Raw genomic sequence first — 21,371 nt, 5'->3', positions numbered from 1 at the left:
GTGTGCTCGATATACTGCGACCCTTCGACCCTTCGACCCTTCGACCCTTCGATCCCTCGACCCTTCGACCGTTCGACCCTTCGACCCTTCGACCGTTCGACCCTTCGACAGGCTCAGGGCAGGCAGGCTCAGGACAGGCAGGCTCAGGACAGGCAGGCTCAGGACAGGCAGGCTCAGGACAGGCAGGCTCAGGACAGGCAAGCTCAGGACAGGCAGGCTCAGCATAGGCAAATTTCAAAGCCGCTTCGCTTTTTTGAAATTCACTCGGACACCGTGGTGAAAATAGTTTCGCTGTGCTTTTTGAAATTCACTCGGACACTTTGATGAATATAGTTTCGCTGCGCTTATTAAAATTTACTTGGACATCGGGGGATATATTGTGTTTTGCTTTATTTGTAGCTATAGATTTATTTTCCAGTTTAGTCAACTCCATTTTTAGTATTTCTAAAAGCTTCAATATTAGTAACTATATCATCCTTAATAAACTCCCAGTATTTACCTAACAGACAAATGGGATCAAAATCATCATCTGCCTGTGAAAAATCAGTGAAATTGTGGAGTATTAGTTTTTCATCGTGAGTATATGGATACCGCTGCTTGTGTAATGCTAGCATTTGTTCAATAGTGAAGTTTTCAAACAGCGCATGCAAATCCCAAAAATCCTTTTTTCTTCCTCCACGCTGGACCACATCTATTTTCATTGCGATGATTTCTGCTACTGACGCCAGACGAATTTTATCGATTAATAACAGGGGTTCTATAAAAGTATCAGTATGATAAACATCAAGCTTTACAGCATTATTCTCATTTTTACCTATAAAATAAGATTTACCGATTGCAGGAGCTATATCTAAGTGGTCAACATAAGGAAAATGCCCTTGTAGATATGTTGTTATCCCTTCAAAATCTATTGTGCCATAGGGAACATCACTAAAAAGATCAATATCGACAGACTCCCGATGGCCTATTTGTAGACTAAGGGAAGTACCACCCACTAGTCTAAAGCTACAAAATACTTCAGCGCTCATTAACTGTAATAAGCTTTCGCGAAGTAAATTGTTTACGGTGTTGTGTGTAGCATTTTTCAAAATTTACTTGGCGGAAAGTGTATAGGGTTTTCTGCTTATTGAATTCAATACATCATCTACTTTCTGTTTACCATAGAAACGAATAATCTCGCTTTTCTCAGTTTCATTACCACGTTCAAATATTCTTTTAATAACTGCTTTATATTGTTTTTTCCAATCGATATGTTCAATAGCTGTATCCCAAAAAAGTGAATTGCGCAATAAAGCAAGATTAGGGGTTTCAGTTTGTTGTTTTTCTTTTTCTATACGGATGTCGTAATAGGTCTGAAGGATTGCCAAGATACCTTCTTCCAATCCCATTTTTTCCTCAATTTTAAGCGCCAAAGCTGTGTTTAGACTTCTCTTGCCTTTCGTAATGGCATTCAAGGTTTGTGGATGCTCATTTATAGCAATTGCAAAGGGGCGTTGTTTTAGGGAACGTTTTTTAAATTCACGTTCCAAAACAATACCTGGGTGTATGCCTTTGTATTTTAGTAGCGTATCCACACTACAAATATAAACAAATTTGTTTACATTTTATGGTCAATATTCCTGACACACAAAATTTATAGCCTAAGTTCTAGTGTTGGGGTTGAGGTTTTCGGTTGTCGGTTGTCGGTTGTCGGTTGTCGGTTTTCGGTTTTCGGTTGTGGGTTGTCTGTTGTCTGTTGTCGGTTTTCGGTTTTCGGTTTTCGGTTGTGGGTTTTCGGTTGTGGGTTTTCGGTTGTCGGTTGTGGGTTTTCGGTTGTCTGTTGACTGTTGTCTGTTGTGGGTTGTCTGTTGTGGGTTGTCTGTTTTCGGTTGTGGGTTGTCTGTTGTCTGTTTTCGGTTGTGGGTTGTCTGTTGTGCGAACTGACAGGTATCAAATTTAATATTTATTTTGATAAATTGGTGTGTAGTGCCTTCTAAAATATCCCTTTTAGTTGGACAAATTATCTGGTTTGATTATTGGAAAACCAAATTTTAATTGGTGACCGATTCAATTTTAATATGCAAAGCGCAATTAAAATTAGGATTGAGGTCGCCGTGACATCAGTGCTTAAACTCCACATCCCTTGTTGATTGAGCTTCGTACTTCTAAAATACCCTTTTTCAAACTTGAATATGCCCATACTATAAAAGAGCTTTGTTATTGTAAGCCTTAAAAAGTATGGTATGGAAACAATCAATAAGCTATCATTTGAATCATTGCCAGAAGCAATTGGTTTAAAACTACAGCAGTTAATAAAGGAACTTCCTATAGAGAACATTTTCTTTTATCCCGCCACTGCCACAACGCCACCCCACCTTATAATTACTGCAATTGATGGTGTGAATATGGATGTTATTGAAAGCAGAAAATGGCTGCGTTTGGCCTTAAAGGATCGGCAGGTACTGTTTCATGTACTAGGTTCCCGCCAAATGCGGTTTGCCTATAAAAATGGTAATCCATTTATTCCTAGTTATTGTACCAAGAGTGGGTTGCTTTATCAAAACCCAGACTTTACAAAACAACTGTCAACAACTTGGAAAAGCTTTAAAAAGCGCTTTAAAAAATATGACCATGAATACTTTCATCAGCATGATATACTGATGACGTTAGCGAATAAGTTTTATGACCTTGAGGCCTGAACAAGTGTATTTTTAACCTACATTTCCATTTTTGAGCATCACCTTACCTATTTGGAAAACTTATACATAGGGCACCGTTTCTTTAATACGCCAACCCAAAGAATAAAATACCTAGTCCAATACCTACCGTCTATTGAAGCACTGTTTGTTAAGCAAAATGGTGAGACCTATTATCTTATTGCGCAACTGGAAAAAGCCAAGGAAGCGGCTAAGGAAGCAGATGAAATTTATATTAACTGGGAACTCTATACAGCAATCAATGAGGTGGAAGGACAATTGTACGCGATGGTCTCCGATCGTTTTGGGGAGCTAAAAAAGCGTATAAAAGCCAATAAATCAACAGATGAAACCGGAGATACAACACCCATAATAAATACTGTTGACCAACAGTTACTTCAGGTTATTTCCCAAATAAACAAAATAAAACAGACGGAAGAAATTTTCTGCTTCCACAAAACCCAAACAGCATCAAAAACCTATTATTATTTGCTTTTAATAGGGAAGGGGCTTGGTACGGAAATCTTAAATAGTATGCAACAAGCTGTAATGGCTAGGTATAATGATGCCTATAATGTAATCCTTATAGGGCATAGCCGAATATGGATTCAAGAGCGCAACTTTATTCATCAAGACTTTTTTAAAAATATAATGATACCTGAAAACCGGGTTTATACATACCAAGAACAAAACTTTACTATGCATTGGGAACATCCGTATAAAGCCAATTACGGCGATCTGGATTATATGTATAAAGCCACTAATGGCACGATTTGTAATTATTTTGTATTAAGGGAAGGGGCAGAAAAGGAGAATGGAGAAAGGGGTATATGAATTATTTTCAAATGCTATCCTTAGATTATTTAGGACCTATGTGTTTGCAAAACTATCCTATCAACCGCATTATCTTTCTGCTTATAATCTGTGGATGTTATGCCTATATGCGCAACCCAAGCTTGGGAAAATAGCCTATTTATTTGAAAAGCTGAGTGGGGGTGCTTTTTTTAAGGAGGTGGATTACAACAGCAGATTCCATCACGGATTAAACAGAGTGACTGAAGAAAAGGGAGTACTTATGGATGAGATATTGAAAGCCTTGGGGGAGGAATTGGAGGTGGTTTTGGAGGGTTAGAATTTTAGAAATTTAGGGTGGGGTTCTGGCCACGAATGCTTTTTTTGCCACGCATGCTTTTTTTTGCCACGAATTCACGAATGTTTTTTTGCCACGAATTCACGAATTTTTTTTTTAATTGAATGGAATAGATCGGGGTTCTTTTGCCACGAATTCACGAATTTTATTTAAACTGAATGGATTGGAGCGGGGGTTTATTGCCACGAATGCGCACTAATGTTCTTATTGCCACTAATGCACGAATTATATTGGAATCTGATCGGATTGGAGCGGAGTTTTATTGTCACGAATGCGCACTAATGCTTTTTTATTGCCTCGAATGCACAAATTTTGAATTAAGCTGAATGGATTGGAGCTGGGGTTTTTTTGCCACGAATGCACGTATTTTGATGGAAGCTGAATGGATTGGAGCGGGGGTTTATTGCCACGAATTCTCGAATTGTTTTTAAAGGTTTGTTGGGGTGGGATTGGGTTTAGTATGGGTTTTAACTATATAATTATTATATTTTTAGTCTTTTTTAATAATTCATATTAGGAATGAATACTTTTTGCACTATGAAATGGTTTGTGATTTGCTTTTTATTGATGGTTCCGTTGATTGTTAATGGGCAAACGTATATTCGAGAGGGGAAGGGAGATTATAATACCGTAATCGCTACTTGGGATGGCAAGTATTTAAGACAGGGGAAAGGGAATTACAGTACCGTATTATACACCCTTACCGATAAATATATACGGCAAGGGAAAGGCGATTACAATACGGTGTTGGCTACTTGGGATGGCAAGTATTTAAGACAGGGGAAAGGCGATTACAATACAGTGCTATACACTTGGGACGGAAAATATATACGGCAGGGGAAAGGCGATTACAATACGGTGCTTTACACCTTTGACGGCAAATACGTACGACAAGGCAAAGGGGATTACAACACGGTTTTATATACCATTTCTGGGGAAATGCCTATTGAGGTTTTATTATTTTCGATATTGTAAAGTCGGTTTTTAAAAGTGCATAATCTTTTAAATCAGCTTTTACTTTTCTCAGCATTATCCTTATGGCTTATAATTTTATAGTGAATTGGTTTAAAGGTTCCACCATTACTATCTTCAGCAGAACAGGCGGTGAGACCCACTATTAGGTCCATTTGCGCTTCAAATAACACATAATCATTTGGCTGGCTCATAGGAGGTAGTACCGAGAGCTTGCCCTTACTGTTAAATTGTACATTCATAAAAATATTAAAGGCCGTGGGGATGTCGTCTGGCAAAATATTGTAGGCCGCTAAATTTGTATATAGATTTTCAAAGCAACTGGGGTGATATTCGTGGTTGTTATACATAATCTGAAAGGTTTCGGGGCTACAGGGCGCCAACAGAAAATCGTTACGACCGTTGGTGTCTTCCAACAGTTTTATCATTTTACGACTTCGGTTGCTCCACAAATAGTTGCCTTTGCTTATAAGAATGGATTCTTCAAAATCTAAAGTTTTCCCCGAGGAAATCTTTTCGCGGATATCGTGCTGGTTAAAAAGCACCATATCGCTAACCTGCATTCCCTGCGGATCGATTACCTGTAATTGTTCGCCTTTTTTTAGGGTAAAGGCAACTCCCGTTTGCGGCGCTATTTGCTGAATCATATTCACTTTAGTTTTCAATTTTATTTTTGTGATTATTCTTATAAATCTTTCTATTGTAATACCCCATCACCAAATTGATTATAACAATAATTAGCGTACTGGCGGCCAGTTCAATATACATTCCCATTCCCGCCAAACACCCTAGGGCGGCACTACACCAAATAGCAGCCGCGGTGGCAAGTCCGGAGATTTCCTTTTTTCGCTTAACGATAACTCCGGCGCCCAAAAATCCCACGCCCACAACTATTTGCCCTGTTATTCGGCTTAAATCTACGTATTCAACATGAATATATTGAAAAGATATTCCCATAAAAATGGCAGCGCCAACAGCCACCAAGGCGTTGGTTTTAAGTCCAGCATTTTTATCTTTCATCTGTCGCTCAATGCCCACGCAAATTCCGGCTATCATTGCAATAACCGTATTTAGAATAAATTCGATTGTAGTTACTGGTTCCATTTATATAAGGGGAATATTATTTATGGTGAAATGGGCATTTCCACTTTTCCTCTACTTTACGTCCGCTGTATTGTCGCGCTTCACTTTCCTTTCCAAAATCCTGTAATACGGGGTTTATACTGCCTTGTAGTTGGGCATCGCGTTCCCGAATTTTATCCCGCACTTTGGTATATACCCCCATTTCGCGCAATTTTTCGAATTGGTGATGCAAATTAAATACAAGCGTTGGGTAGGGGGCTCTACGAGCTTTTCGGCTTGCTTTTGGGTGTAGCCCCACAACATAAAACGCTTTCCCCGCAATACTAAAACTAAAGTTGGGATCTTCGGGATCTTTGCTTACGGTGGCATCCCACGCCTCGGTATCTCGATCGTGAAGAAACTGTAATTGACGCCATAACAGGTTTTCAAATTCAATTTCGCTCACGGGTTCATCTTCTGGAAATACAGCGATAAACGATTCAAAATCCTTGCTTTTAAAATCGTAAGCCGAAATATAATTTTCTAAATCGGTTATCAAGGTGCGGGCGGTAGTTTTACTTCCCAATTGATCATAAACCTTTAGATGGAATTTTTCCATAGAAAACACCGTATTCGCCATAATACACGGGTGGTTATCTGCAATGATAAAGTCTTTAAAGTCGCGCGTAATTATATCGGTGGTGGGAGAATGTACTGATGGTTCCATAGCTTTTTTTTGAAAAATATTAAATATGTTTTGTGCAGGCTATGTATTTAATATTTTCTTAGTAGCTATTTAGTGCCTTTTTAACAAGATTAAGCTAGCGGAGTGCAATAGTGTTAATCTTCCGACTTATAGCGCAACATAATTACCAACATAGATAGGTTTAGTAAAAATGAAATTCCGTTAGTAAGGATAATGGGATAATCTGTTTTAATAATTCCATATACCACCCATAGGCCAATGCCGCCCAAGAGCAATACAAACATAAAAGGCGAAATATCCATCACCTTTTTGGTTTTCCACGACTTTATTAGCTGTGGCAATACGGCTACGGTAGTTAGTATTCCTGCAATAAAGCCTATTATTTGGTCTTCCATATTTATACGGCTACATCGGTTAAGAGCCACGATTTTAGATTGTTGTTGATGTTTTTACTGTGCAAGACGGTAATATCGCCTGTGGTTTCAAATACTACCGCCTCAATTTCTGAATAGTCGCTAACATTTGCTTTCCGCAATTGGGCACGTAAATCGCCTTCGGTTACTCGGGCTTTTTTTAAGTTGTTATACAGAATAATATCCTTTTCCATTAGCAGTAAAGGGGTATTGTCTATAGCTTTTCTAAAGGGTTTATAGCGCCTAAAGAAAGCTGCGGTAAGCTGAAAAAAATAAATGGCGAGCAGGCCGAGTGCTCCTTCTGCCAAGGAAACGGTACTGGACAATACGGTGGTTGCAATGAGCGAACCCACGGCAACGGTCATTGCGAAGTCGAAACTGGACATTTTAGAGAAACTGCGCTTTCCGAAGATGCGGGTAAAAAGTATTACCAATAGGTATATTCCCAGGCAGCTTAGCACAATTGTATAGGCGCCGGAAAGTGAGATATTTAATAGGTTGTCCATCGTAACATAATTTTGTGAAATTTAACTGCTCCGGAATCCAGGATTGGCTACTTGTTTTGAATTATTAAAAGCACTGATGAATTAAGGGCACGTTTTATTTTGATTAAATTATTGATCTAAAAATAAAAATCGTTGTGCATACATAAAACTGCTTTATCAATGTTTTAACGCTTTTATAGTAAATGCGGTAGGGGTATAGATTTTGAGATTATACTTTTGACCGAATTGAAAGATACGTGACAGCAAAACCCTAACGATGAATGAGACATTTTGAAATTCAGGGCATGGATACGGAATATTTAGGAAATACGCCATTTCAGAAGAAGTGATCTATGATGACCAGGAGGGTACAGTTTATTACAAAGGCACCGGTCTTATTCTGAAGTATCTGAATGGGGAGGAAGAACCTGTTATTATTTTAGGACAGGATCGGATTAAAATTGCCAATGAGGAATACGAAAGGATTTAAAGTGCAATGGGGAAGCCGATGCAATCGCTTTCTATTTCTTGGGATGAGCATATATATTTGTGGAATATTTTTAAAGGAAACTAAGATATAGTTCTTATATTTATAATAGTATATGCTTGAACCAATATAAAATGTTCTATCCCAACCTAAGTAAAGCTATGAAGTTCATAAGAATAATACTTCTATTTTTTGTAGCGCAGTTTATAGTAATATCGTGCTCCGAGGACAATTTACCAATAGATCCAATTCCGCAAGAACAAGAACAAGCACAATATTTTAAATACACTATTGGCGAAGGACCCTTTGTTTATTTTGAAGACCTGATTTTTAAGGAACTGGTATTAAACAATTTTGAGATCAACACCAATAAGGACAACGAAATCAGTTTTCAGGAAGCCAATGCATTTAAGGGTACAATAGATGTATCGTTTAAGGGTATTCAAAGCTTGACCGGTATTGAAAAATTTGTGGATATAGTAGGATTGAATTGCGCTAATAACAAGTTAAGCACGCTGGATGTAAGCGGTAATCTCAATTTAGAATTTCTCGGCTGTGGAAATAATCCCTTTACCAAAATAGACCTTAGCTATAATGTAAAGTTGAAGAACCTCGACATAAGAACAACCAAGCTTACTCACTTAGACCTTAGCGATAACACAAATCTTGTGAGCATTAGGGCCATGTGCAATTACAGCTTAAAAACGGTTGATGTTGCCAATAACAATAACGATAAAATCCTGATATTCTTTTTTGGGCTTCAGAATAGCGCTTTGGAGTGTGTTCAGGTAGATAATGTGGCATATTCAAATACCGCGACCAATTGGAGGATTCCGGAAACGGCAATCTATTCGTTGAGTTGTTTTGATAGCGTACTTTAAAAATGATCCCAACATCAGCTGGAGCTTTTCGCTCATGTCCTTTTGAGCAACAGATTTACCCATTTATAGCACTTTCGGTTTTAGCCCTCCCAAACTTTTATATTTATACAGACTGCTCCCTTAACTTTCCCTAATTAGCTACTTGGGGCGTCGAGTGATAATGATTTACTGTAATTTTGTAAAATTCCGTATCTTAAGCCTTCATTTAAAAAAACATGCAATTATGAAGAAACTAGCGATTTTACTCGTATTTATGATAAGTATTTCGGCTTTAGCACAGGACAAAATTCTGCCCAAAGACATTCAAGTTAAAACAGCAGTTCTCGCTGCGCCTGAAATGTACCGCGATGCCGCGACCGTGCTCGGCTATAACGATGAGGGTAAACTCATCACCCTAAGAGAAGGGACTAACGGCATGGTCTGCTTGGCAGACGACCCCAAAAAAGAAGGCATAAGTGTAGCCTGTTATGGCGCCGAACTGGAACCCTTTATGGCGCGTGGTAGAGCTTTGATTGCCGAAGGTAAATCTAACGAGCAAAAGCAAGAAATTAGAAAGAAGGAAATTAAGGAAGGGACGTTGAAAATGCCAGCGGAGCCTTCTATGGTGTATGTTTTGGCGGGGGAAGAAAAGGATTTAAACACCGAAACCGGCGAGCTTTTAAAAAGCAGAATCCGCTACGTAATCTACAAACCTTATATGACAGGTGAAAGCACAGGCTTACCCACAAAACCACAAACCCCCGGAATGCCGTGGTTGATGGATGCCGGCACGCACCGCGCGCATATTATGATTACTCCTGCTAATAAGTAAAACAATTGCCGCGAGCTTCAGCTCGCGGCAATACTAAAATGAGCTAAAGCTTTTAACAACACTAAATATTGAGCTAAAGTATGTGGCAAAATCAATTGCCACGTGCTTTAGCTCGTGGTAATTAAATAGAGGTAGAGACCTGGGCTTTAGCCCAACTTCCAGCACCCCGCATGCAATCGCGCACAAGCTGTTAAAGAGTCTTTAAAAAATCTTTAAAATCCTGACGGTTGTAATCGGCCATGCCTTTGTGTGTAAAAATCAACTCCCCTTTAGAATTTATAATAAAAGTAGTGGGGATGCTGGGCGAATCATACATTTTCGGTATTGCCGCGGCTGGGGCGTAAACTTCAAAATTGAAATTATTTTTGTCTTTGTACTTAATAGCTTTTTCAAACTTCTGATCAAAAGAAACCATTAGCACTTCAATTTTATCTTTGTCAATATCGTTGTACATTTTGTTTATACTTGGCATTTCAGCAACGCAGGGAGGGCACCACGTAGCCCAGAAATTGATAAATATTACTTTCCCTCTATATTGCTCCATTGAAACCCGTTCGCCTTTAGAATTCATCAATTGCAAGTTGAAATCGGCTTTAGTTGCAGTTAGCTTATTGGCTTCAGAATTCTCTTCAATTTGTTCTACATTGGGGTTCATTACACCAGTGGCTAACAAGCCACGTTGCGCGAAACCAATAATCTCGGTATGCAACCCTGAAAAGTAAATTCCAAGAATAATTATTCCGAAGAGTCCGTATTCTATGATATGTTTTTTAAGTTTCTTATTCATAATTGTATGTTTTTAGTTCTCTACTGCGCTCGAACTAACAAGTGAGCGCCTTTAAAAACTTGTTTTTGGATTTTTATTTATTTAAAAATGTAATCGGTGCCAGGCACGGTTGAAAAGGATTTTTCACCTAAATAATCACAATACGCGCGCTTATCCATTCCTGGACTAATAGGCGAATGTAATTTTAAATATTCTTCCACCACTTCGTGAATTGTGTAATCTTTAGTTTCCACATCTATCACATTCGGCATTCTGCAAAGCAAATCTTCGGGATCTCCCGGGCGCTCGCAGGCTGAAATTGTATAATACCTGTTTTCGTCAATTGGTTCGCCGTTAATTTCAACAGATTTTATACGTTGGTTTTTTTCATTCTGACTGTGAAATTCTACTTTCATCCCCGAAAATCGGACCAACCAACCCCCAAAGCGTTCGGTAGCATTTTGGGCGAATGCGTTGTGCATTTCTTTTTCTAGCCACGTTTTAATTTGTTTCCCGGTAGCTTTGCCTGTTTTTACTGGTTCATTCACAGGCATCAGATTCCAAAGATTAGCGCGGGTAATTGGCGCTGGTTTTCCGTTTTCCGGCACTATGGGATTTCCAAATCTAAACCCATTACTGATAGCTATATCGGCTCCAGTTTTCCATCGAGCGGCATCGGTAATTAAATTGTCCATTGGGTTTTCAACGGTTAAATATCTGTACATTGGTGTGTTGGTATAACCCACAATAGTCTCCAGATTTTCTTTATACGGCGCTTTATTTTTATCTACAATGGCCTGTATTTTGGGGTCTGCGGGATAAATTTCTGGATCTACATCCATCAATTCGTAATCGTCTTTCACCAATTTATTATCGACAAAATACAAATTCAGTTTCCCCACAAACGACCCAAAAGCACCGGGTTCAGTAACTTTTGCGTACTTGCCCTGTATAGGTTTGCGCACACGCTCGTGGGTATCATTGCCCAAAATATAATCTACATTTTCAGCTATCGGACTGCTCGCCAGCTTAACTTGCTTGTAAATGCCAATATGGGTGATGAGAAACATTACATCTATTTTCTCTTCAACTTTTATCCGGTCTATCAATGTTTTTACACTGTTATCAACATCGGTGAAATTGATGCCTTTACTAAAAATAGGGTTTTGTCTAACAGGAACTTGTGGGTCGTTAATGCCAACGAAACCAAGCCGAATACCAGCAATCTCCTTCACCATATACGATGGAAATAGATTCTCGTTTGAATCTTCGTGCAACATATTTTGAACAATAGTTGGCGTATCAAATTTTTTATAGACTTCCAGCATTCTCTTTTTCCCATAGATCACCTCCCAATTACCGGGAACCAGTAGGTCGTAATTCATGTTTTTAATCACATCTGCCATAACTTCTCCTTCAGAAAACGCTACGTAACCGCTACCTTGTATCAAGTCGCCGCCGTCAACGATAAAGGTTTTACCGGGGTTTTTAGCGCGTTCTCTGTCAAACAAGGTTTTTATTTGGGCTAATCCGCCGCGTTCTTTGAAGACAATTTCTTCATTTTCCCAAAACAATTCGGGGTGCGGGTCCATTTGCCCGTGAATGTCTGCCGTTTGAAGAATCGTAATTTTTAAAGTGTCTTGTTTATGGCTGTTGAATTCACTTTTCTCTATTATTGACGGGCTTTTCCAAGCTAATACAGCTACAAGACCGATTAGAGGAATTATATATTTGAATGATTTTTTAAGTTTCATTTTTACTGTTTTATAAGTTTAAAATTTTATATCCCGCTTTTTGAAGTTGGAAGGCGTACAAAAAAGCATTGTCAACCACGTTTATTTCCTTCGGAAGTGTATTCGGGTTAATCTGCAATCGGTCTAAAGACATTTTGCAAACATTAACCTTCACATTAGACTTTCCTGCCCAGCCGATAAATTTTTCGGTTTCAGGTTTGAGTATGTCTGCAACGTTTTTTCCGTAGAGCACTATTTCAAAATTACCGTCCGTAGCTAATTCATCGGCAGCGAGGAGAATAGGTTTTAATTGCTCCACTTTGGTGGTGAGCACCATAAAATCCTTTGGTTCACTAGCTTTTTGCGCCATTGCGCCGAGGCTTAATACCAGAATAAATATTTGAATGATTCTTTTCATAATTCTTATGTATTAAAGTTCTAAGCTTAAATAGCCTTTTTTCTGAAGTTCTAAATTGTGGAGAATTCCGTTGTCCACAATTTTTATATCCTTCGGAAGTTTTTTAGCATCAACATGAAACTTGTTGAGTGAAAAACCGCAAGCAATGATGTTGGCGCCAACTTTTTCGGCTGCTTCTAAATGTGGTTGTAGCTTTTCAAGATCGGTTAAATTGCCTATTTCCTTTCCGCAGACAATGATTTCAAATTTGCCAAAGTTGGCGCCGTCTTCTTTTGCTAATGCTGTTGCAGCGAGTAGAATGGGTTTTAGTTGCGCTACTTTTTTTGTGAGTACTACATAATTGTGGGTTTCGGTTTCTTGTGAAAAAGATTGTTGCGTATTTCCAAAGATGAAAAAGGCAGATAATATAAGGGTTGAAAGCATAGTTTTCATAATATTTATTTTTTAAAAGTTTGTATATCGTTTAAAATAAAGAACAAAAGACCGCCAGCAATGGCTATATTTTTAAATAAAGGGCCAAGACTGGTAATTTGTCCCACTTGAATTGTTATTGTAATAGGTAGCAGAATAAGCAGCAGTACAATGGCAGCCCAACGTGTTTTAAAACCTATTAGAAGGCTAATTCCCGCTATTAGCATAACAATGCCAGAAAGAATTACCATAAGCTCCAAGTTTCCGAAAAAGAGTGCAAAACCTTTGAAACTTGCCATTTCAATGCGCTGAACGGTTTTTTCAATATTGATTAAATGACCGAAGCCAGCTACTAAAAATATTCCGCTCACCATAATACGGAGCAATTGTACAGAACGCTTGCTCACCGTTATAATTGGAGTCATAATTATAAAGTTTAAATAAGTAATGTGTAATTTATTGGTCGAGGAATAGATTTAGAATGTTCAAAATCTAATGGGTTCGCCAATAAGAATAAATTAACTAAAGAAGAGAGTTAAACTCGTGGAGGAATATAAAAACGTTCTGCAAAAAGATTTATGTGAAGTGGCTCTGCAAAAACATAAGCCTTAAAATTATCTTCGGCAGTAACGAAGGTAAAAGAAGTAGTTTTAAAGTCGAAAACTGTCGTGCAAATTGCTGAAATCTCGAAGGAATTCGCTGCCGAATTATCTACCTTAAAGGAAGTAGTTTTATTTGAATTGCTTTTCGCTTTTTTACAAAAAGGATGAACAACAGTAACCGCTTTTCCCGTTAAAACTTGCAGCAATTCACTGGATTGTGAAAGTGTAAGGTTCATCAAAAAAAGTCCCGCTAAAAAAAAGACTATTAAGTTCTTTGCGTTCATTAAAAGCAAATTTAAGAATTTAAGATCGTTAGAGTGTAACATTGGTTACAAAGCACCGGAATTAAAGAATAATTAACAGCTTGTGACTTACATTTCAAAGAAAATAAATAAGATTCGCCTTGTGTAATCTTTGTTACAGAACAATCCAATTTAAAGACTTAAATTTGAATTAAGTTATTCATTTAAAACAATTAAGCTATGAAATATTATATAAGCACCACATTAAAAAACACAAGTTTTGAAGATGCCATTGAAAAAACAACTGCAGCTTTAAAAGTAGAAGGTTTCGGGGTGTTAACCGAAATAGATATTAAAGCCACTTTGAAAAAAAAGCTGGACGCCGACTTCTATAATTACACCATTCTAGGCGCCTGCAATCCGCAAATGGCACACCAAGCCCTGCAAGCCGAAAACAAGATTGGTACCATGTTGCCCTGTAACGTTATTGTGCAAGAACGCGAAGCTGGAGTTATTGAAATTTCGGCAGTAGATCCCGCGGCTTCAATGATGGCGGTAGAAAATAATTCTTTGGCCGATATTGCTAAAGATGTTCGGGAAAAATTGACCAAGGTCATTAAAAGTATCTAGAAACCTTAGCGTTTCAGCCTAAATCTACCATTATGGAAACTGTAAAATATTCAAAAACCTACCGAGTTATACATTGGGCTATTGCAATTACATTCCTGCTGTTGTTGATCACTATTTTTTTGAGATTGACTTGGATGAATAAATACAATATGGCAGAAATCATTCAAACGTACCTTAGCGGTACTGATCAAACATTATCACAGGAGCAGCTTATCGATCTGGCAAAGCAAATAAGAAAGCCAATGTGGAACTGGCATATTTATTTGGGTTATGTATTAACGGGTTTATTTAGTTTGCGTTTTATACTGCCGTTTTTTGGAACGATGAAGCTTCAAAATCCGCTAGCTAAAAACCTATCAATAAAACAAAAATTCCAGAAATGGGCGTACATCGTTTTTTACGTATGTGTGGTAATATCTTTGGTTCCAGGGCTTGTAATTGAATTAGGACCCAAAGATTTAAAAAAGCCAATGGAAGAAATTCACGTGCTGGGCATTTATTATCTAGTGGCATTTATTGCCATACATATTGGCGGACTGCTAATTGCTGAATTCACAAATGATAAGGGAATAATCTCAAGAATTGTTCGTGGTTCCAATGATTGATTAGAATGAAAACATAAAATTGTATTGAAGATATTAGCGAAAGCTACAAAAGTGTTTAGGAGCGTTTCTTGGTTGGTTCGTTCCTAAAGAGTGCAGATTATTTGGTTAGTGAAAAGCACCTTGAAAGAGGTGCTTTTTCTTTGGTAACATTAGTTACTGACCGTTGTTAAATTCTGAACTATGTTTGCATCAAATTAATTTAAAAAATGAAGATCAACAAGTTTTTTCTATTTCTCGGTTTCTTGCCCGCACTGGTTTTTGCTCAGGAAACAATCCCAATTTCCAAAGCTGAGGTTTTGGAAAAGGTTAGTACACAAAACAATCAGCTAAAAATAGGGGAGCAACAGGTGCTTGCGGCTAAAGGAGATTATAACCAAACCAATGCGGTTTTTCTTCCAAATATTACTGCTTCGCATACCGGAATGGCTACAACTAATCCGTTGATGGCTTTCGGTATTAAACTGAATCAGGAAATAGTTACGCAAGCAGATTTTAATCCAAATACACTGAACGATCCCTCCCAGATAAATATGTTCGCTACCAAGATTGAAGTTCAGCAACCCCTTGTAAACGTTGATGGTATTTTTCAAAGAAAAGCTGCAAAGGCGAAGTGGAATGCCACCCAAATGCAATTAGCACGGACGGGCGATTACCTTTCCCTTGAAACCGAAAAGGCATATATGCAATTGCAATTAGCCTATAAAAGTGTTGAAGTTTTAGAAAAAGCATTTAGTGCGGCCAACGAAAACCTCCGATTGGCAAACAACAGTTTTAAGCAGGGCTATCTGCAACAAAGCGATGTGTTGGCGGTACAGGTACGGGTTACCGAAGTGGAAAATCAACTGCAATACGCAAAAAGCAATGTTAAAAATGCTTCGGAATATTTGGCTGTGTTGATGAACGAAGCGGTTTCGGGAGTATTTAAACCAACGGATTCGCTAAGGGTTGCTACGGAATTGAGTTCCGCTGAAACCTTTTCCAATTCCCGAGCAGACATACAGGCAATGGAGTTTGCTGCCGAAGCCTACAAACAAAATTACAAAGCCGATAAAATGACTTTTCTGCCAAGACTGAATGCTTTTGGAAGCTATGAGCTTTATGACAACCAGATTTTTCAAGCAGATGCCAATGGTTATTTATTCGGCGCAGCATTGACTTGGAATCTTTTTGAGGGTTCAAAGCGTTTCGGAAAAACACAAAAAAGCAAGGCCGAATTTAATAAGGCAAATTTGGAATTGGAGCAATATAAAGCCGAAAGCCAATTGGAGCTGAACAAAGCAAAACGTATGTTCCAAGATGCCCAAAACAATTTAATATTGACTGAATTGGCATTGGAGCAATCAAAAGAAGCATTGCGAATCCGCACCAACAGATTTAAGGAAGGTCTTGAAAAAACCACAGATTTATTGAGTGCTGAAACGCAATATTCACAAAAACAGTTGGAGTATTTTAACACCGTTTTTCAGCATAATTATGCTTTGGCGTATTTACAATTCTTAACAAAAAACTAATCAGCGATGAACAAAATATATACACTACTACTATTTTCGGCAGTACTTAGTTTTACTGCCTGCAATAACTCTTCTGAAGAGAAAAACACGGTTAAAACTCCTGCAGTACCCGTAACGGTAAGTTCAGTAACTGCGGAAAACAATACCCCTTTTTTAACCGCTAGCGGAAAGATAGAAGCGGCAAACAGCGCTACGCTTAGTACGCGAATGATGGGCTTTGTGGATAAGGTTCACGTAAATGTGGGCCAAAAAGTTACAAAAGGACAGTTGTTGGTTAGCATCAACAATTCAGACCTTTCAGCAAAGCAGGCGCAGACCAGCGCTGGAATTACGGAAGCGCAAGCGGCTTTTAACAATGCTGAAAAAGATTACCAACGTTTTCAAAACTTATTTGCAGAAAATAGTGCAAGCCAGAAGGAACTTGACGACCAACGCGCCCGCTACGAAATGGCAAAAGCCAGATTGGAAGGCGCAAAACAGATGAAGAACGAAGTGCAATCGCAGTTTGCCTATGTAAATCTTCGTGCGCCTTTTAATGGAGTTGTAACAAGTAAGAATATTGAAGCTGGCGATATGGCAAACCCAGGAATGCCTTTAGTTTCAGTAGAGGGTCCGGGCAATTTTGAAGTAACCGCTTCAGTGCCCGAAAGTGAGATTTCAAAAATAAAATCGGGAACGGCAGTACAGGTGATTGTAAAATCGTTTGATAAAACACTTCCGGGAACAGTAACCGAAGTAAGTACTTCCGCCAAAAACACTGGCGGCCAATATTTGGTAAAAGTGGTTTTGGACAAAACAGAGGTAGATATTCTTTCGGGTATGTACGCTACGGTACAATTCCCCATAGAAAAGAAAACGGATGTGAGTATGGTTTTAGTGCCACAGCAAGCTATTGTAAAACGCGGACAATTAACAGGGATATACACGGTGAGCCAAAGCAATACAGCAATGCTTCGTTGGTTGCGATTGGGAAGAACTTTCGGAGATAATGTGGAAGTACTTTCGGGTTTGGCCGCAGATGAAAACTATATAGTTTCAGCCGAGGGAAAGCTCTATAACGGTGCAAACATAACCATTAAACAATAATCATGAAGGACGGATTAGCAGGCAAAATTGCCAAGTTATTTATAGGCTCAAAGCTTACGGTGCTGTTGATGATCGTGTTTATGGTCGTAGGCGTGTGGAGCTCGTTTTTAATACCGCGCGAGGAAGAACCGCAGATTGATGTGGCTATGGCCGACATCTTTGTGGGCTATCCGGGCGCCTCGCCAACCGAGGTAGAATCTAGGGTGGTAAAACCTTTAGAGAAATTGGTTTCCAACATTCCGGGAGTTGAATATGTGTATTCCACTTCCTCAAATGAAGGGGCAATGGTAATAGTACAGTTTTATGTGGGTGAGGATATTGAGCGTTCCTTCGTGAAACTTTACAACGAAATGAACAAGCATATGGACCAAATGCCCCCGGGCGTTACCATGCCGCTTGTAAAACCCCGTGCTATTGATGATGTTCCGATGTTGGGGATAACGCTATGGAGCGAAAATTATGACGATTTTCAACTGAAACAGATTGCAGACGAGCTTACCCAGGAAATTGAAGAAGTAAACCAAGTTTCCGCTACCCAGAAAATAGGGGGTAGAAACAGACAGTTGCGGGTGGTATTGGATAAAGATAAACTGGCAGCAAGTGGTTTGGACTTTTTGGGCGTTGCCGAAATGATAAAGGCAAACAACCAGCAAATGGGCTCGGGCAGTTTTGATAAGAACGATACGGAGTTTTTGGTTACCACCGGAAATTTCCTAAAATCCGCAACCGATGTTGAAAACTTGGTTGTTGGGGTACAGCAGAACCAGCCTATTTATTTAAAGCAAGTTGCAGCTATTTTTGACGGTCCCGAAATTCCGAGGCAATATGTTTCCTTTGGGTTTGGGGGCGCAAGTGATAATATTTCAAAGTATCCTTCGGAATATCCAGCCGTGACCATTTCGGTAGCAAAAAGAAAAGGCGCCGATGCAATGAAAATTGCAGATGTGATTATTGATAAAGTAGATCATTTGCGAAGCAATTTAATTCCAGATGACGTTCACGTGGAAATCACGCGAAATTACGGGGAAACCGCTTCCCAAAAAGTTTCGGAATTGTTGATGCACCTAATAGGGGCAATCCTTGCCGTTACCTTGATTGTAATGCTCGCAATGGGCTGGCGCGGTGGTTTGGTGGTATTTCTTTCAGTACCAATTACGTTTGCACTAACGCTTTTGAGCTATTATTTGCTTGATTATACATTGAATAGAATTACACTTTTCGCCTTGGTATTTGTAACGGGAATTGTGGTGGACGACTCTATTATAATTGCCGAAAATATGCACCGGCATTTCAAGATGAAACGCTTGCCTTTTAAGCAGGCTGCCATTTACGCCATAAACGAAGTAGGAAACCCAACCATTTTGGCAACCTTTACGGTAATCGCTTCGGTATTGCCAATGGCTTTTGTTTCGGGATTGATGGGGCCATATATGTCTCCAATGCCAATTGGAGCTTCCATTGCAATGATACTTTCATTGTTTGTGGCTTTAACGATAACACCTTATTTGGGCTACATTTTCCTAAGAGAAAAAGAGAAGAAAGGAAAAACTCCAAAAGAAGAAAAACCTTTGGAAAGTACATTCATTTACAGGATTTATTCAAAAATGGAAACGCCTTTAATTGAAAACAAAAAGACGCGTTGGCTGTTTTTAGGAATTACCGTTGTAATGCTTTTGGGTTCTGTAATGATGTTCTTTACAAAATCGGTTGCCGTGAAAATGCTGCCTTTCGACAATAAAAACGAAATGCAGGTAGTGATCGATATGCCCGAGGGAACCACCTTGGAGCGCACCGCAGTGGTTGCCCGCGAAATTGGACAATACCTTTCCACACAACCGCTGGTAGTGAATTATCAAAATTATGTGGGTACTTCGGCACCGATAACCTTTAACGGTTTGGTACGTCACTACGACCTGCGTGGCGGAAGCAATATGGCCGATATACAAGTGAATCTGGTAGGAAAGGGAGACCGGAGCGAACAGAGCCACGATATAGCAAAATTGATTCGTCCACGTATTCAAGAAATAGGAAAGAAGTTTGGCGCCAATGTGAAGATAGTAGAAGTGCCACCGGGACCGCCTGTGCTTTCTACTATAGTTGCTGAAATATATGGGCCGGATTATGACCAGCAAATTGCAGTTGCAAAAAGTGTTGAGAACATTCTAAACGAAACCCAAGATGTAGTAGATGTGGATTGGATGGTGGAAGCCGACCAAATAGAATACGAATTCGTAATAGACAAAGAAAAGGCAATGCGCTACGGCGTGGCGCCGCAACAGATTGTTTATACGATGAATATGGCGCTTTCGGATAGACCCGTTACCAATTTGTATGACGAAACCGTTACCAAACAAGTAGGGATTTTGCTTGCATTGGATGAAAAGGAAAAATCGACCATTCAGGATATTTCGCAGTTAAAGATTGCTTCCAAACAGGGCAATATGGTCACTGTGGGCGATTTGGTAAACATCCAGGAAAGCACCCGTGCAAAAAGCATTTATCGCAAAAACCAAAAACGTGTGGTTTATGTGTTGGCCGATATGGCGGGAGAACTCGAGAGTCCTGTTTACGCTATTTTAGGAATGACCGATAAGCTGAATAATATTGAACTACCAGCTGGTTACAAAATGAACGAATTGTATTTGCAACAGCCCGAGCACGAAGACGACTTTACCGTGAAATGGGATGGTGAATGGCAGATTACGCTGGAAGTATTCCGCGATTTGGGAATTGCTTTTTTGGGAGTAATCATAATTATTTACATTTTGATTGTAGGTTGGTTCCAAAACTTTAAAGCGCCTGTGGTAATGATGGTTGCAATACCATTATCTTTAATCGGGATTGTACTTGGCCACTGGATTATGGGGGCGTTTTTCACCGCAACCTCCTTTATTGGGATGATCGCACTTGCGGGAATTATGGTACGGAACTCGGTATTGTTGATTGATTTCGTCAACCTTAGAACTGCGGAAGGAATTCCGTTAAAACAGGCCGTAATTGAAGCTGGCGCGGTGCGAACCACCCCAATATTATTGACGGCAGGAACTGTTGTTATTGGAGCATTTGTAATTCTTTTCGATCCAATTTTTCAAGGGCTTGCCATTTCACTTATGGGTGGAACTATTGTTTCCACGGTGCTGACGCTACTAGTTGTGCCATTGGTTTACTATATGATTGAGCGGAAAAACTATAAATAGACTTAAGACCGCTGCGCTTTAGGACATAAGACATAAGAATAAAGAACAGATTTGTTTTAATAAAAAATATAATATCAATAAAAAATGAACCAATGAAACTACTAATTGTAACCGTTGTGGACGAATATCAAAAAGACGTGCTGCAACTTTTCAAAAAAGCGAATATTGAGAGCTACAGCGGCTCTGATATTGAAGGCTATAAAAATGCTTCGTCTTTCATGATGAATTCCAGTTGGTTTCCATCGGAAAAAGGAGGGGCGGACAGCAGTATGTTTTTCTCATTTACTGAAGATGAAAAGATTGATTTGTTTTTCAGCTTAGTGGTTCAATTCAATGAAACGTTGGAGACCAACAACCCAATTCACGCGGTGGTGGTGCCCATAGAGCGGAGCATTTAAGCAATTAACAGTTATCAGTTATCAGTTATCAGTTGTCGGTTTTCTGTTGCTTGTTGTCTGTTTTGGGTTTTCAGTAATAAGTTATTAATTCTCACCACTCACTACTAAATATTAATAAACTCTATAAGAA

26 protein-coding genes are annotated in these 21,371 nt (G+C 39.1%); 12 read left to right on the top strand and 14 right to left on the bottom strand.

Annotated elements, in window-relative coordinates:
* Nucleotides 1-419: 419 nt before the first annotated feature.
* The 3 genes from AC58DT_RS01425 to AC58DT_RS01415 all read right to left on the bottom strand — a co-directional run bounded on the left by AC58DT_RS01425 (nucleotide 420) and on the right by AC58DT_RS01415 (nucleotide 1,933).
* Entirely contained in the window at nucleotides 420-1,028 is a 609-nt protein-coding gene (locus AC58DT_RS01425; protein WP_497214987.1) for a nucleotidyl transferase AbiEii/AbiGii toxin family protein, read from the bottom strand.
* A gap of 63 nt (nucleotides 1,029-1,091) precedes the next feature.
* Nucleotides 1,092-1,574: a helix-turn-helix transcriptional regulator gene (locus AC58DT_RS01420; RefSeq protein WP_497214986.1), complete on the bottom strand. Its 483-nt coding sequence runs from the start codon at nucleotides 1,572-1,574 to the stop codon at nucleotides 1,092-1,094.
* 59 nt (nucleotides 1,575-1,633) lie between these two features.
* Nucleotides 1,634-1,933 carry a hypothetical protein gene (locus tag AC58DT_RS01415; protein WP_497214985.1) on the bottom strand — a complete coding sequence of 100 codons (300 nt, stop codon included), beginning with the start codon at nucleotides 1,931-1,933 and terminating at the stop codon, nucleotides 1,634-1,636.
* 289 nt (nucleotides 1,934-2,222) lie between these two features.
* Here AC58DT_RS01415 and AC58DT_RS01410 point away from each other — a divergent pair, with 289 nt between their 5' ends.
* The 4 genes from AC58DT_RS01410 (at nucleotide 2,223) to AC58DT_RS01395 (ending at nucleotide 4,800) form a co-directional block, all read left to right on the top strand.
* Nucleotides 2,223-2,678, top strand: coding sequence for a hypothetical protein (locus AC58DT_RS01410; protein WP_497214984.1), 456 nt, complete (start codon nucleotides 2,223-2,225; stop codon nucleotides 2,676-2,678).
* A 51-nt stretch (nucleotides 2,679-2,729) separates the two neighbouring features.
* Entirely contained in the window at nucleotides 2,730-3,509 is a 780-nt protein-coding gene (locus AC58DT_RS01405; protein ID WP_497214982.1) for a hypothetical protein, read from the top strand.
* Nucleotides 3,490-3,807: a hypothetical protein gene (locus AC58DT_RS01400; protein ID WP_497214981.1), complete on the top strand. Its 318-nt coding sequence runs from the start codon at nucleotides 3,490-3,492 to the stop codon at nucleotides 3,805-3,807. The genes AC58DT_RS01405 and AC58DT_RS01400 overlap by 20 nt, the downstream gene beginning before the upstream one ends.
* A gap of 537 nt (nucleotides 3,808-4,344) precedes the next feature.
* Nucleotides 4,345-4,800 (top strand): 6-fold beta flower protein, encoded by a 456-nt coding sequence (locus tag AC58DT_RS01395; RefSeq protein WP_497214980.1) that lies wholly within the window; start codon nucleotides 4,345-4,347, stop codon nucleotides 4,798-4,800.
* A 32-nt stretch (nucleotides 4,801-4,832) separates the two neighbouring features.
* On the opposite strand, the gene AC58DT_RS01390 is transcribed toward AC58DT_RS01395, so the two are convergent.
* The 5 genes from AC58DT_RS01390 to AC58DT_RS01370 form a co-directional block, all read right to left on the bottom strand.
* Nucleotides 4,833-5,444: a DUF1989 domain-containing protein gene (locus tag AC58DT_RS01390; protein WP_497214979.1), complete on the bottom strand. Its 612-nt coding sequence runs from the start codon at nucleotides 5,442-5,444 to the stop codon at nucleotides 4,833-4,835.
* Nucleotides 5,445-5,451: 7 nt separating this feature from the next.
* The gene (locus AC58DT_RS01385; protein ID WP_497214978.1) at nucleotides 5,452-5,901 is read right to left on the bottom strand and encodes an MgtC/SapB family protein; all 450 of its coding nucleotides are present in this window, start codon (nucleotides 5,899-5,901) and stop codon (nucleotides 5,452-5,454) included.
* Between the two features lie 16 nt (nucleotides 5,902-5,917).
* Nucleotides 5,918-6,586, bottom strand: a complete 669-nt coding sequence (gene gntA / locus AC58DT_RS01380; protein WP_497214977.1) for a guanitoxin biosynthesis heme-dependent pre-guanitoxin N-hydroxylase GntA — start codon at nucleotides 6,584-6,586, stop codon at nucleotides 5,918-5,920.
* 113 nt (nucleotides 6,587-6,699) lie between these two features.
* Entirely contained in the window at nucleotides 6,700-6,960 is a 261-nt protein-coding gene (locus AC58DT_RS01375) for a lipid-A-disaccharide synthase N-terminal domain-containing protein (protein ID WP_279447521.1), read from the bottom strand.
* A 2-nt stretch (nucleotides 6,961-6,962) separates the two neighbouring features.
* Nucleotides 6,963-7,484, bottom strand: coding sequence for a DUF421 domain-containing protein (locus AC58DT_RS01370; protein ID WP_342686613.1), 522 nt, complete (start codon nucleotides 7,482-7,484; stop codon nucleotides 6,963-6,965).
* Nucleotides 7,485-8,111: 627 nt separating this feature from the next.
* Here AC58DT_RS01370 and AC58DT_RS01365 point away from each other — a divergent pair.
* The gene (locus tag AC58DT_RS01365) at nucleotides 8,112-8,831 is read left to right on the top strand and encodes a leucine-rich repeat domain-containing protein (RefSeq protein WP_497214975.1); all 720 of its coding nucleotides are present in this window, start codon (nucleotides 8,112-8,114) and stop codon (nucleotides 8,829-8,831) included.
* Between the two features lie 223 nt (nucleotides 8,832-9,054).
* Nucleotides 9,055-9,642 (top strand): hypothetical protein, encoded by a 588-nt coding sequence (locus tag AC58DT_RS01360; protein ID WP_497214974.1) that lies wholly within the window; start codon nucleotides 9,055-9,057, stop codon nucleotides 9,640-9,642.
* Nucleotides 9,643-9,832: 190 nt separating this feature from the next.
* Here the strand turns inward: AC58DT_RS01360 and AC58DT_RS01355 are convergent, their stop codons facing one another.
* The 6 genes from AC58DT_RS01355 to AC58DT_RS01330 all read right to left on the bottom strand — a co-directional run bounded on the left by AC58DT_RS01355 (nucleotide 9,833) and on the right by AC58DT_RS01330 (nucleotide 13,856).
* Entirely contained in the window at nucleotides 9,833-10,429 is a 597-nt protein-coding gene (locus AC58DT_RS01355) for a TlpA family protein disulfide reductase (RefSeq protein WP_279447526.1), read from the bottom strand.
* 77 nt (nucleotides 10,430-10,506) lie between these two features.
* On the bottom strand, nucleotides 10,507-12,162 hold the full coding sequence (locus tag AC58DT_RS01350; RefSeq protein ID WP_279447527.1) for a bifunctional metallophosphatase/5'-nucleotidase: 1,656 nt from the start codon (nucleotides 12,160-12,162) through the stop codon (nucleotides 10,507-10,509).
* Nucleotides 12,163-12,172: 10 nt separating this feature from the next.
* Nucleotides 12,173-12,559: a sulfur reduction protein DsrE gene (locus AC58DT_RS01345; protein WP_279447528.1), complete on the bottom strand. Its 387-nt coding sequence runs from the start codon at nucleotides 12,557-12,559 to the stop codon at nucleotides 12,173-12,175.
* Between the two features lie 12 nt (nucleotides 12,560-12,571).
* Nucleotides 12,572-12,991, bottom strand: coding sequence for a DsrE family protein (locus AC58DT_RS01340; protein WP_279447529.1), 420 nt, complete (start codon nucleotides 12,989-12,991; stop codon nucleotides 12,572-12,574).
* 5 nt (nucleotides 12,992-12,996) lie between these two features.
* On the bottom strand, nucleotides 12,997-13,395 hold the full coding sequence (locus AC58DT_RS01335; protein ID WP_279447530.1) for a DoxX family protein: 399 nt from the start codon (nucleotides 13,393-13,395) through the stop codon (nucleotides 12,997-12,999).
* A gap of 110 nt (nucleotides 13,396-13,505) precedes the next feature.
* Nucleotides 13,506-13,856 carry a hypothetical protein gene (locus AC58DT_RS01330; RefSeq protein ID WP_497214973.1) on the bottom strand — a complete coding sequence of 117 codons (351 nt, stop codon included), beginning with the start codon at nucleotides 13,854-13,856 and terminating at the stop codon, nucleotides 13,506-13,508.
* A 198-nt stretch (nucleotides 13,857-14,054) separates the two neighbouring features.
* Here AC58DT_RS01330 and AC58DT_RS01325 point away from each other — a divergent pair, with 198 nt between their 5' ends.
* The 6 genes from AC58DT_RS01325 (at nucleotide 14,055) to AC58DT_RS01300 (ending at nucleotide 21,241) form a co-directional block, all read left to right on the top strand.
* A complete protein-coding gene (locus tag AC58DT_RS01325; RefSeq protein ID WP_279447532.1) occupies nucleotides 14,055-14,444 on the top strand; it encodes a DUF302 domain-containing protein in 390 nt (129 codons plus the stop codon).
* 32 nt (nucleotides 14,445-14,476) lie between these two features.
* Nucleotides 14,477-15,049, top strand: a complete 573-nt coding sequence (locus AC58DT_RS01320) for a cytochrome b/b6 domain-containing protein (RefSeq protein ID WP_497214972.1) — start codon at nucleotides 14,477-14,479, stop codon at nucleotides 15,047-15,049.
* Nucleotides 15,050-15,255: 206 nt separating this feature from the next.
* Entirely contained in the window at nucleotides 15,256-16,560 is a 1,305-nt protein-coding gene (locus tag AC58DT_RS01315; protein ID WP_497214971.1) for a TolC family protein, read from the top strand.
* A 6-nt stretch (nucleotides 16,561-16,566) separates the two neighbouring features.
* Nucleotides 16,567-17,646, top strand: coding sequence for an efflux RND transporter periplasmic adaptor subunit (locus AC58DT_RS01310; RefSeq protein WP_497214970.1), 1,080 nt, complete (start codon nucleotides 16,567-16,569; stop codon nucleotides 17,644-17,646).
* 2 nt (nucleotides 17,647-17,648) lie between these two features.
* Complete coding sequence (locus AC58DT_RS01305; protein ID WP_497214969.1) at nucleotides 17,649-20,843, top strand: efflux RND transporter permease subunit; 3,195 nt, start codon at nucleotides 17,649-17,651, stop codon at nucleotides 20,841-20,843.
* A 92-nt stretch (nucleotides 20,844-20,935) separates the two neighbouring features.
* Complete coding sequence (locus tag AC58DT_RS01300; RefSeq protein ID WP_497214968.1) at nucleotides 20,936-21,241, top strand: hypothetical protein; 306 nt, start codon at nucleotides 20,936-20,938, stop codon at nucleotides 21,239-21,241.
* Nucleotides 21,242-21,371: the final 130 nt, after the last annotated feature.

This window comes from Aequorivita sp. CRS11 (assembly GCF_059693805.1).
Note: the sequence above shows the minus strand (reverse complement) of the source record. Positions and strands in the feature narration are given on the sequence as shown.